Genomic DNA, 12094 nt, shown 5'->3' with positions numbered 1-12094 from the left:
CCGTTAGTTGCTGCTGGACAACAATGGCGTAGGGTTCTTTACTCCAGTGAGTTCTCCCTGCTTTTTTTCTTCTCCCTTGCCCTCCAAGCTAGCGGTCATCCGTGCCATAAATTCAGCTTTGAATTCCTCGGAAAGGAGTTCCTTCGCTAAGCCCTGGCGATACTTGGTCATAAATAGAGTCTTCAGTCGTTCCTGTTCCTCATAGGCCAGATCTGCAAACCCTTTGATTTGAGAGATCGTGGTCGCAATGGCAGCGTTCGCCTGCTCATCAATGAATCTATCCATCTGGACTGATTCAGGATCAGCCTCATTCTTGACCTCTGGGGGCGTATCCTCGACCACGGGCTGAGGGGGGATGATGGCTTCAGCGGGAGAAATACAATCATTCACCAGTTGGCAAATCTCCTCAAACCGCTCCCGGTAGTCAATCAGAAATCCATTCGCTGCTTCTATGGCGGCATAAATTTCATTGAACAGTGTGTCATTCACTTGTAGTCTCTGGCCGATGCTGCGAAGGTACGCATCAATATAGTCATGCCCCTTCTCATCATGGAGAGCTTTCATCACCAGCAAGGTCTCAGATTGCTCATCTGTGAACTCAGTGGTACCCGTCCAGTCACAAGCTTCCAGAATCTCTTCTAGTTCAGCATCATCAACTTTCAGTAGGTCTAAGATTTCACTAGTAATCATCATCAAATACTCCAATGGGTTTGCTGTAATCAAACTCTTCATCTTCATCTAGTGGTGGTGGTGAAGAGTCTTCTTGTGGGGAGGATAGGCAAGATGCCTCTTGAGCGGCAAATGGTTCTGCAACTTTTTCTGGAAGCTCATCACAGGGCAGATGCAAACGGGCCGATTCAAGATGCAATCTCGCCCGAGCCAAGGATTTCGCAATCAAGGCGTCAACTTCGCTTCTGGATGCACCTGATAGCGCCGCAGTCATTGGAGCCATCATGTATTCCAGCAAGTTAGCGGTCGCTGCTTTGATGTCTGTGCCATACAGCTCATTCATCGTGTCAATCGTTGCCGCTAATCGAGTGGTTGGCCTGGTGCTGAAATTGAGGTTCAAGGTTTTGCGATTGCTCATGCGGCCACCATTCCTCTAATCGTCAGATAGGCATCAGCCATTCTCAGAATCATGGGGTCTTTGTCCAATTGGGGGAATGTCTCTGCGATTTCTCTCGCGATGCCATCTAGGCAATTCAGCCGCCGACCATAGACCCCTTTGAGCTGTTTGCGCCAGAGCTGAGAACTGCCCCCGGTGACGTAGATGGTGACGGCATCCATCAGGGCTTGGGAGGAATCCAATTTACGCTCAATTTGATACCAGGACGAAGACAACGCCCGGTCTATGGAAGCGGAGACAAATTCAACTTTCTCGGCGGGAATCAGTTTCTTGAGGTTGGTGCGGCGTTGGTTATAGGAGTAGACGCACTTGGCCCCATACACATCCGACTCAAAGGTGTATTGCACTTCTTCAAGGACTTTGGACATGCCCCAACCCACGAGGGTTTGACTCATATTTGGGGTTAAGTCTCCCTGATTCATGGCCCCAATGGTCAAATCTTTCTGACCAAAGACTGCGAAGGCTGCTCGTTCTTCCGTTGAAATCGTGGTGATGCCATACCCCTCATATTGGATATTGAACCGTCCGACCCAAAACTTTGTGGTCTTGCCGTTGAACCCAAATCCATAGAGTGCTTTAACGATGGCAGTCTTTAGGGTTTCATATTCTTTGCGTTCTTTGAGGGGAAGCAACAGGATGACGTTCTCCAGTTTGATGGCCTTGTCACTGTTCACCCGGTCTTTGATTTCTCCGATTGCGGCGAGTACCTTAGCGATGGCTGAAGTGGCTTTGGTTTGAGAGAGGTCCACTTCTTCATAGGGTTGAGAGGCCCCTCGCCCCACGAGATAGCCCGCCCCTTCAGTCCAGATGGCATGGGTCTTGGTCTGGGGGTGAGCTGCATGTTGTTGATACTTGCGATGGTCTAGCTCTAGGACGGAACTCGATTGAGCAAAGAAGTGATATTGCCCCTGTTGGTAGTACAGAACTTTCGTGAGGGATGTCCCCAGGTCGATCACGATCGCTTCGATTGATTCAGTTTCCATAAAACTTGCTCCAAAAAGATGGCTCTTTTGGGAACATAGGCAAGGTCCATGAAAAGTGCCAAATCGGCCTTTTGGATTTTGGTACCCTTCTGGTACCCAAGCGTTGCCCTAGTGGTACCCTGTTGGTTGGCCTTGGTACCCTAACGTTGCCCTGTTGGTACCCTGCTGGTACCCGGCTGGCACCCCTGTGGTACCCTTCTGGTACCCAACCTGCAAGAAACCTATACGGGGAGAGGGTTTAAGAGGGCTTTTGGAGGCTTCTGTGGGGGGAGTCCACCCGGATACGGCTAACCGCCATCACTTGGGTTTGTACCAACTTTGAGGGCAAACGCAGTTTTTCTGGTTTTTTGTAACACGTTTGAAACTTTTACACTACAAATTTGTAGTGTATTTGAAACTTTTGTGTTACAAGAATTATTTTACTGATTTAGCTTCAAGGACTCAGCATTTACGTGACGATCTGCCTGTTCACTAGTTAGTAGAAATTGATGCACCTGCTGAGCCATCCTCTTTCCAATCCCAATTTCAGTTCTTGGTGAACTTGGTGCGCTTTGGATCACTTCCGGTTGAGGATCAGAATTAACAGGTGGGAAACCATTGGGAAACATTTTGGGGATGAAATAGGTTGATGCTACTCCAAGTACCAAAGCAATGATCGCAATGATCGCTTGACCATTCTGAAACCATGACAAGAAAGTCATGAGGAGATTTGACTTATCAGAACCTTGTGTTTCTCTATTGAAGTCAACATTTGTTGTTGGCCGACTTGCCAGTTTTTCGAGGACTTCTGACATTTCTCGTAAAACTCTATTTTCTCCTTGGGCTTCACGGAGCTGTAGCTGTGTCTCATACAGTTCTTTCTGCGATGATTTAATTACACCTTGGTCTGCATCTAGTGATGTCTTCAGCCGAATTACAAATGCTGTACCCTTCTCTTCTATTGCTTGTAGGCCAACTCCACTGTCAGGATATTTCTGACGAACTCCTTGCAAGGATTGAGAGAAAGCTTGCCAGTCAATACCCTCAGTAAAGGTTAGATCAATAGTTTGTTGGGCTTCAGCACTGTCTTTGATCCACTCTTCAAATTCCCCTGGCTTGAATTCTTGATCAGGGTTTACTGGTAGCCGATCAGTGAATTTCTCTTGTTCTAAATTATAACCAAGGTAAATGTAGCTACATTTAACACATTCAAAGTTAGTTCCACGGATAATATGCCAGTCTGTAATGCAAGTTCCTGATAAGTCAGCGTCCATGAAGTTGGTTCTTATTGCTTTGCTAAGTCTGAGGTCGGCATTGCTGAGGTTGGCTCCAAAGAGTTTGGCTTCATAGAGGCTGGCATTGCTGAGGTTGGCCTTGCTGAGGTCGGCATATCTGAGGCTGGCAAATCTGAGGTTGGCCTTGCTGAGGTCGGCATTACTGAGGCTGGCATCGCGGAGGTTGGCATTGGTGAGGTCGGCACCGCTGAGGCTGGCATTGCTGAGGCTGGCATTGAAGAGGTCGGCATTGAAGAGGTCGGCATCGCGGAGGTCGGCATCGCGGAGGTCGGCATTGCGGAGGTCGGCACTGCTGAGGTCTATCTCAACATCAAGATTCTCCTCTCGCCAACTATTCCACGCTTCAACCCCCTGCTTGAGCAAAGAAAGCTGTTCCTCATTCGCCATCACAAAAGCCAGTCGTTAACAACAAAATACTAGCAGTGTAGTTCTGCGCGTTAACCATATTGCCAATTACTAGCTCTTCTCCATTTGGGCTTCACATAGCATTCTGCCTATCCTCTACTTGGAACCTCCATTTCTTGGGACTAGGGAAATGCTAGACATCACCACCATCAGCTCCAACATCAAGGACGGTGCCCGCTACTACACCAAAGAAGAGAGCTACTACAGCCAGAATGAAGAAGTCCAAGAAATGACTGAATCAGAATGGTTTGGCAGCATGGCACCCCATGAACCCTATTCCCCTGAGCTATTCACAAAGATGTTCTACGGTGACCTCCCTAATGGTCAACGCATGAGGGGTATGGTTCTAGGTAAAGGCAAAGAGCGCTTAGCCTATGACCTCACTTTTAAGGTTCCAGGCAAATCCTTGAGTATGGCAATCCACGGACCTAACGGAGATAAACGACTCTGGAAAGCCCATGTGGAATCCATCAAGGAAGTTCTCACTATCATCGAAGACCAATATGCCGCTGCCAGGAAGATGGAAAGCGGAGATCGGCAAATCATTAAAACGGGCAGTCTTGCTGCCACCCTCGTTCATCATCATGAGTCCAGGGCAGGTGACCCCCATGTCCATACCCATGTCGTTTTATTCAACGGCACCCTTTGTCCCGATGGTGAATTTCGAGCGCTCTATAAAGAGCTGTTGACGAGAAGCGGTGTCCTGGGTGATATCTACCACCAGAAGCTAGCCCTGAAAATTCAAGAGATGGGCTATGAAATCCGTGAAACAGATACAGGATTCGAGCTAGCGGGGGTAACGGATGAGCAAATCGAAGCGTTTAGTAAGCGCTCCACGGAGATCGAAGACTACCTCAAAGTAAAAGGCTGGAGCAATACCCCAGCGAATAGACAGAAAGCCGTCTTTGAAACTCGGATCGCTAAAGATATCACGGAAAGCCTTGAAGACAAGCAGGACCGATGGGGAACTGAAATGCAAGTAGTCGGCTTCCATGGCATCACCCCTGCCAGTCACCCGATCACCCCCCAGAACCAGGAAACCCCTAGAGAACTTCTAGATGCTGCCATCGGCCATCTCTCCGAACGCCAATCCTCTTTCAGCCGTGAAGACATTCAGCGGTTCGTCTTCTCCCACCTCCGCAGCTTTGATGAAAAGCCCCTGAACCAAGAGATTGATACTCACCCCGATCTATTAGATGCCTGGGATGGACGATACACCACTCAAACCGCAGTGGATCGGGATATTCGCATCATTGATAACTGGCTCAAAGGTAATGACAGCGTTACCCCCCTCAACCCTAACGCTGACTTTAGCCATACCCAGCTCAATAGCGGTCAGTCGGAAGCCATGAAGCGATTGCTCAGCTCACCGGATCAGTACCAAATCCTCAAAGGACTCGCAGGCACGGGCAAGACTACTGCCATGGGTATCGCTAGAGAGCAGCTACCCCCTGAAACCGTCATCAAAGTCTTTGCAGCCACCCACAATGCCAAGAATGCCATTGCTGAATCCTTTGATCTAGAGGGAGCAACCATCGCTCAACTTGCCGTCAGTGAACCCACCCCTGAACCGAACCAGCTCTGGATTCTCGATGAATCAGGCATGGTGGGATCTGAAGACTTTGAGATGGTTATGAATAAAGCAGCCAAAGTGGGCGCTCGGGTCTGGGCCGTGGGAGACACTGGGCAGAACGGAGCCATCGCCGCAGGGGCACCCGTGCGAATGCTCATGCATAGTGGGGCCACTGTCCATAAGCTCAGTGAGATCATCAGACAGCAGAATAAAGAGCAGAAAACGGCAGTCAAACTCATCGCTGAAGGACATGGCATTGAAGCGCTCTCTGTCCTAGAAAAGCATGGTCACATCCATGAAGTCGTAGATGCTGACACTAAAATCTCAGCGGCAGTCAAGCAGTACATCTCATTACCCCAAAGCCGACGAGACAAAACCTTAGTGGTAATCGGGACCAATGCCGAGAGAGAAGCCTTCACGGATCAACTCAGAGTTCGACTGATCGAAGAAGGGAAGCTGACCCAGAACACAGAATTCACACAGCTCAAGAATCGCAATCTCACGAAAGTTCAGAAGAAACGAGCAGAGAACTACCGCAAAGGCGATTTACTCATCCTCCATCGTAAGCACCGCACCTATACCCAACTGCAAACCCATGTCCCTTATAAAGTCTTGGCGGTTGAAGGCCAGCATCTACGAGTGGTGTCACCAGGGGGCAGACAGTTCAAAATTAACCCCGCTCAACATGAAAGAACTGAAGTCTACACGGCAAAGAAGAATCATATTGCCGTAGGAGATCAGCTCAGATTCACTTCAACCAATAAGAAAGAAGGGATCTATACCCATGCCTATTTAGAGTGCATCAATATTCAAGAGGGAATCGCCACAGTTCAAGGCAACAAAGGCCAACTGCATCAGCTTGATTTGAGTAAGCCCCAGCAAATTGACCATGATTGGGCGACAACGACTTACCGGGCGCAAGGCGGGACCAATTCAGAGACGATCTACATTGCCAGTCTCAATCCCTCTTCTGCTAGAGAATCTTTCTATGTCGGTATTTCGCGCCATCGGACCAAGCATATATCTGTGTTTACAGAATCTCTAGAAGACTTGAAAGAGTGGGTCGCCACCTCCAACGCCCAAGAGAATGCGATTGAGACCCTATTCGACCCCCACGAAGGCTGGACACCAGACTATATGGGAGTGGAGAAACCCTGGCAGCTTGACACGGACACTTGGACGGAGATGAAGGGCAGTGGCATTCATCCCAGCTTGTTAACCCCAGAGCATTTGAGAAGTGAGGCAGGGAGTTCTGAACCGTCAATACGAGACAACGTTTTGCTAGAGGCGTTACTCGGAGCTGAGTTTACCAAACCTAAATATGGAGCAGGCCAAGAAGTCACCAACGAGATGAAGCGAAAGCTCAATGGAACCCACAAAGTGAATGGCAAGTGGGTCGATGATCCTGAACGAGCCTATACCCGCATTGCTGAGGGTGGGGGATGGATTGGCTATGGGGGGACTGATTTACTCTCTGTTATCGAGGGGAACCCACAGCCGTCTTCCTATTGCCAAGTAAAGCCGAAGACGCCTCGAATCTTTGATGGTGAAGAAGTGAAATATGAGACACCCAAAGGCGTTGACCAGCAGGTATTCTTGCCCCATATCCCGGATGAAATTACAGAGCTGATTTATCAGCGTAATGCCATCAGTCCGACCCCAGAGGAGCGGGCCAAGGGGGTTTGGTATGTGGCCGATCAGTACAACCTACCGATTGTGTTGACGGAAGGACTCAAGAAAACTTGGGCTTCCCTCAGTCAGGGTCATCTAACGGTAGGATTACCAGGGGTGACTGCCCTATATCGAGCCAAGGATGAATTCGATAATCGACTTCCCCAAAGAGAGCTAACGGAGTATGGCAAAGCCTTAGCCAAACCAGGACGGAAAATCACCTTTGCGTTTGACCAAGATACCAAGCTATCGGCCATCTTCAATGTGCGTCGTGATTTGGTCCGCACCATTGAACTGCTTCAAGCTGAGGGGGTCGTCTGCAAATTGGCACCGTGGAATCCGAAGTTAGGCAAGGGGTTGGATGATGTGATCGCGAAGGTGGGACCACGCTATTACAATGCCGCCATTGCTAATGCAATTTCCCCGGATGCTGAAGTCAAACGCCATTACAAAGGTCAATATAATTCCATTGCCAAGCGGGTCCAAAAACGCCTAGGTGAGATGCCCAAGGAGCGGGTTGACCTGGAGATTTACGCCTACTGCAAGGAACATGCAGAACTCAATGATGCCTATCGGTTCATCTCAGAGTCAGATCATATGCGGGCGGCCACCCCAGAACAGAAACGGCTGTATCTGCTGGCGATTCACAAAGTCTCACCTATCTATGAAGAGCTGATGAACTCGGATAAGCCGATTAACTTCAATCAGCGGATGCCTGAAATGGTGCAGAATCGGATCAAGTTGCAGATTGTCAAAGAAAAGCCCACGCCATTACAGAGTGAGCAAATCAATTTTGATATCGGACAGTCGTATTAGTGAACAAGTGCAATCCTTAATCATCTACCCTGCTGCAAGCAGTCGAAGTATGGAATACGATTTGCTCCCAAACCGTAGATTTGGATAGCAATCACATTTCTTCGCCGCAAACAGCGGGGAGTATAGCTCCACTAACTTGAAGATTTGTTGACAGTGCAAGCTGCGTTAGCGGTGAATACCTTAGCTGATCTTGTCATGTTTTTAGATCTTTGGATGACTACATAAAGGACATTGCAGGGAGAAATAAAACAACTCAACTCCCTATCGGTTGAGCAAACCCACATTGTTTGACCCACTACCGATTGATCAGTATCTCTGATAGATTCCACCCAGTTAGGCTGTGATTTATTAAAATTCTTTTTTAAGAAAATTTACTTGTATTTCATTTATTTTCTTTTTATAATAATTAAATTAATTCCAGCTTCCCCATATAAATACTCTGTGTCAACACTTGTAAAGTGCAGGGAGTCGATCAACTTCTGTTAGAGAGTTGGCCGTTTTTTGCATGGAATATTTATGCAAGTTTTCTCTGTTGAAGAATAGCAACAACTGCCAACATTTTTGGCTCTCTGGGAATTAGCGTGTAGCAGTCCTACATTTAGTGTGTTTCCTTTTTCATCCCTATGGAATGATCTGAGGTAGTACTTCAGAGCAATGGCGTAATGGATAACTCAATTCGCATCCCGCTCAACCTTCCTGATATTCGAGTTCTAGAGCTATCGAAGACTGAGAGAGGGGATTGGCTCATCAAGATTGAGAGTACGCTTCAAGGAACAACCTGTCATCAATGCGGACGTGAGATTACTGACCTCCATTGTCATGATCAGCCTTTTCGGATTCGTCACCTGCCATTATTTGAAGTCCCCGTTTACTTAGAAATTCGGCCCAAGCGTTATCGATGCAAGTATTGCGATGACCATCCCACAACAACTCAACATTTAGAATGGCACGAACCTCGCAGTCCCAATACAAAAGCATATGAGCGTTGGCTTCTGCGAATCTTGATCAATTCAACGGTCTCAGATGTTGCCAGAAAACTAGGCGTTAGTGAGGATATCGTCAGTGGAATCATTGATCGTTGGATTGCCGCTCAAGTTGACTGGAGCGAATATGCAGACCTCAAAGTTATGGGGATGGATGAGATTTCTCTCAAACGAGGCCATCGTGATTTTGTGGTTTTGATCACGATTCCTACGACGGATGGGGTGGATATATTGGCAGTTCTAGCCGACCGTAAACAGCAGACAGTGGCAAATTTCCTTCAATCGATTCCCATTGATTTACGCCAAACCATTGAGCGCGTCTGTACGGACATGTACCAAGGATTTGTCAGTGCAGTCCGAGAACAATTGCCGCAAGCCAAAATTGTCATTGACCGCTTTCATGTGACCAAAGCCTATCGTAATTGTGCTGATACGGTTCGTAAACGTGAGGTCAAACGTCTACGACGAGAGCTCTCTAAGCAAGAGTATGACAGCATCAAAGGCGCGATGTGGCCTTTTAGAAAACGACCAGAGAATCTGAAAGAGTCAGAGCAACAACTCCTTGAGCGATTGTTTGCTTATTCTCCACAACTGAAACAGGCGTACAACCTCCGAGAGAAACTCACGCAGATATTTGAGGGCAGGTACACCAAGCACGGAGCTAAATGTGCCATCCGTGCTTGGTGTAAACAAGTACTCAAGAGTGACATCAAGGAATTCGATTGTTTTCTGACCACTATCAATAATTGGATGGACGAGATGACCAACTATTTCCTGGAGGGGTGGACCAGTGGTTTTGTGGAATATTGGATGTCAACCCCATAGGCGATGTCGCGACAACCACAAGGCGGATCAACCCCCAAATTTGAACCGTATTATTTGGCGTACACTCCCTTTGCGTTAGCTCTTTTTCAGACCTCATACGATACCTTCAGAACAAAACGACAACCCGTGATCGAAATGACAACCAGTGATCGCTCGATTATTTGGACTGGGATTTTTGAGGTTGAGACTGAGTTTGAGCCGTTCTCTGAGTCGCTGATTTGCGCCGATAACTATCGGCTTGAATTTCGATAATCAAGCCATGATGAATTAAGCGATCAATGGCAGCCACCGCCATCATCGAATCAGTGAAAATGTCATCCCATTGGCTGAAGGGTTGATTCGCTGTAATCAACAAACTTTTTCGTTCATAGCGATGCGCAATTAATTCAAACAGAACGGACGTTTCCGCTTCCGACTTTTTGCAATAGCCCAAGTCATCCAAGATCAACAGATCATAGCGGTCCAGTTTTTTGAGCATTGGATGCAGCTGCAGTTGGAGCTTCGCCTGTTGCAGTTGCTGGACCAATGCGTTGGCTGCAAAGAACTTCACCCGCTTACCGAATTCCAGCATCTTTTTGGACACCCCAGTGGCCAGATGTGTTTTTCCAACACCCGAGGGCCCCAGAATAAGGCAATTCTCGGCGCGCTCCAACCAACCCGGATCTGCGGCTAATTGCATCAAGGGAGCTGGATTGAGCTGGGGACAATGGCTAAAGTCAAAGTTGGTAAAACTTTTTGCGTTTGGGAGCCTGGCTTCGGTGAGGGCACGTTTTAGACGAGCTTGTTCTCTTCGTTGGGCCTCCGTTTCGCACAAGGCTAGTAAGAATTCCGCATAAGACCAGTTTTCCTGCATGGCTTGGGATTCGATAGATTCCCAATGGGTCAACATGTGGGAGAGCCTGAGCTTTTTTAAATAGAGGCTCAGGTGCTGGTAGGGGCTCAGCGGGGACTGAGCAGGAGGGGAGGAGTTTGTCATAAAGTTCAAGTGAATGTTGTTCAATGCTGAGTTCAGGAACCTGCTTCATCTGAGGCGGCTCAAACTGTTTTTTCAGGCGATTGAGGGTAAGGCTGGATGAGCGAAGCTGCTGCTGTAAGTACACTGCTACGGCCTGTTCTTTATCTTGAACCGCAGCAATATACAGGGCTTCCACGATGATCTTGGCAGCCTGCTCCAGGTCAAATTGGGCTTTGAGCTGTTCCCAGATTTGGCGGTATTCAGGATTGGGAAGTAGGTCTGATTGCCAGGTGCAATAGATAAAAGCACGAGGCTTCAATCGCATTGAACCAATAACATGGCGATAGTTGATGCAACGGTCGCGACGTTTGCCTTTGCCACTGACGCGCTTCCTCGGCAATTCCACCACCGGGTGTCGCTCCAGATAGCCGACAATCCGGTCATGGTATAGATGCAGTTCCAATTGACGACCAATCAGTCGAGAAGGGACGGTGTATAGAATGCAGCGAACATCGATGGTGCTGCGTTTGCTGACTTTAGCCGTGAGCACTTCATAGTCAGGGGTTCGATATTTGGGCAGTGGTTGTAGATGGTCTTTCTCTTGCTCATACTTGGTTTGGCACTGCTGATTCAACTTGGCAACCTGTGCATCAATTAAGGCTTGATACTCAGCAACGCTCGTAAAATCTGCACTGCCGCGCAGATAGATCGCCTGCTTAATTCGGTTCTTCAGATGACCATGGGGAGATTCAATGGAGCCATTCTCATGGGCTACACCTTTGTTGTTACGAGTGGGTTCTAGCCGATAGTGGTCACACAGTTCGTCGTACAGACGAGTGAGGTTTTTGGACCGGCGGCCGCCCATGTTGCGATAGGCTGCACTCAAACTATCAGTACGATGCTGTGTAGGAACACCTCCACAGGCTGCAAAGGCATTTTGCAATCCTTCTGAGAGGGCGACAAAGCTTTCGCCTCCTTCGATGATCTGGGCATATCGCCAGCCGCTGTATCCCAGACGGTAATGGTAAATCAGGTGCTCAAAGGGTTTGCCGGCAATGGTAATCGTGATGCCTTTGAGTTCTGTAAAATCGGAGAACCCTTGTACCCCTGGTTCATGACGCAATTCAAACATCACTTCAGGGCTTGGTCCATGTAAGGCTTTCCACGTTCTCACCCGACGTTGTAGGGTCCGCAGGACTTGGGGATACTGGCCTGGATACTTATCCTGCAGGTACTCATACAGGGTCATGGGTTTGAGGCGTGGGTCTCGACGCAGCATTGGTTCTAGCTCGTCTTCCCACACATCAGCTAAGGGGTCGGGAACGGTGCGTTGGTCCTGAAGGCGGCCGCGATTAGGTTGATGGGTGCCGGCCTCAATTCGTTGTCCGGTTCTTGTAGATATTTCGGCAATGTAAGCTGCATCAGCTTGTTTTAAGCCGAGGTCTCTTCCGTTCATATAAACACGAGTATGATAGGAATCAAT

At 48.3% G+C, this 12094-nt stretch carries 6 protein-coding genes and 2 pseudogenes; 2 read left to right on the top strand and 6 right to left on the bottom strand.

Annotation, left to right across the window (positions count from 1 at the left end; genetic code table 11):
• Nucleotides 1-3: 3 nt before the first annotated feature.
• The 4 genes from AM1_RS36905 to AM1_RS38165 form a co-directional block, all read right to left on the bottom strand.
• Complete coding sequence (locus tag AM1_RS36905) at nucleotides 4-693, bottom strand: hypothetical protein (protein ID WP_148216143.1); 690 nt, start codon at nucleotides 691-693, stop codon at nucleotides 4-6.
• The gene (locus tag AM1_RS36900) at nucleotides 680-1087 is read right to left on the bottom strand and encodes a hypothetical protein (protein WP_012168423.1); all 408 of its coding nucleotides are present in this window, start codon (nucleotides 1085-1087) and stop codon (nucleotides 680-682) included. Before AM1_RS36900 ends, AM1_RS36905 begins: the two co-directional genes overlap by 14 nt.
• Nucleotides 1084-2109: a ParM/StbA family protein gene (locus AM1_RS36895; protein ID WP_012168422.1), complete on the bottom strand. Its 1026-nt coding sequence runs from the start codon at nucleotides 2107-2109 to the stop codon at nucleotides 1084-1086. Before AM1_RS36895 ends, AM1_RS36900 begins: the two co-directional genes overlap by 4 nt.
• 419 nt (nucleotides 2110-2528) lie before the next feature.
• Nucleotides 2529-3770, bottom strand: a complete 1242-nt coding sequence (locus AM1_RS38165; RefSeq protein WP_012168421.1) for a pentapeptide repeat-containing protein — start codon at nucleotides 3768-3770, stop codon at nucleotides 2529-2531.
• A gap of 148 nt (nucleotides 3771-3918) precedes the next feature.
• Here AM1_RS38165 and mobF point away from each other — a divergent pair, with 148 nt between their 5' ends.
• Together mobF and AM1_RS36880 are read left to right on the top strand one after the other, a co-directional pair.
• On the top strand, nucleotides 3919-7848 hold the full coding sequence (mobF, locus tag AM1_RS36885) for a MobF family relaxase (protein ID WP_012168420.1): 3930 nt from the start codon (nucleotides 3919-3921) through the stop codon (nucleotides 7846-7848).
• 662 nt (nucleotides 7849-8510) lie between these two features.
• Nucleotides 8511-9635, top strand: a pseudogene (locus AM1_RS36880) (ISL3-like element ISAcma10 family transposase); the annotation flags it as partial.
• A 178-nt stretch (nucleotides 9636-9813) separates the two neighbouring features.
• Here AM1_RS36880 and istB read toward each other — a convergent pair.
• Together istB and istA are read right to left on the bottom strand one after the other, a co-directional pair.
• Nucleotides 9814-10632, bottom strand: coding sequence for an IS21-like element ISAcma26 family helper ATPase IstB (gene istB, locus AM1_RS36875; RefSeq protein WP_012168214.1), 819 nt, complete (start codon nucleotides 10630-10632; stop codon nucleotides 9814-9816).
• Between the two features lie 382 nt (nucleotides 10633-11014).
• Nucleotides 11015-12067: pseudogene (gene istA, locus AM1_RS43835) on the bottom strand (IS21-like element ISAcma26 family transposase); the annotation flags it as partial.
• Nucleotides 12068-12094 lie beyond the last annotated feature (27 nt).

The organism is Acaryochloris marina MBIC11017 (assembly GCF_000018105.1).
Classification (GTDB): domain Bacteria; phylum Cyanobacteriota; class Cyanobacteriia; order Thermosynechococcales; family Thermosynechococcaceae; genus Acaryochloris; species Acaryochloris marina.
This window is presented reverse-complemented; position numbering and strand designations above follow the sequence as displayed.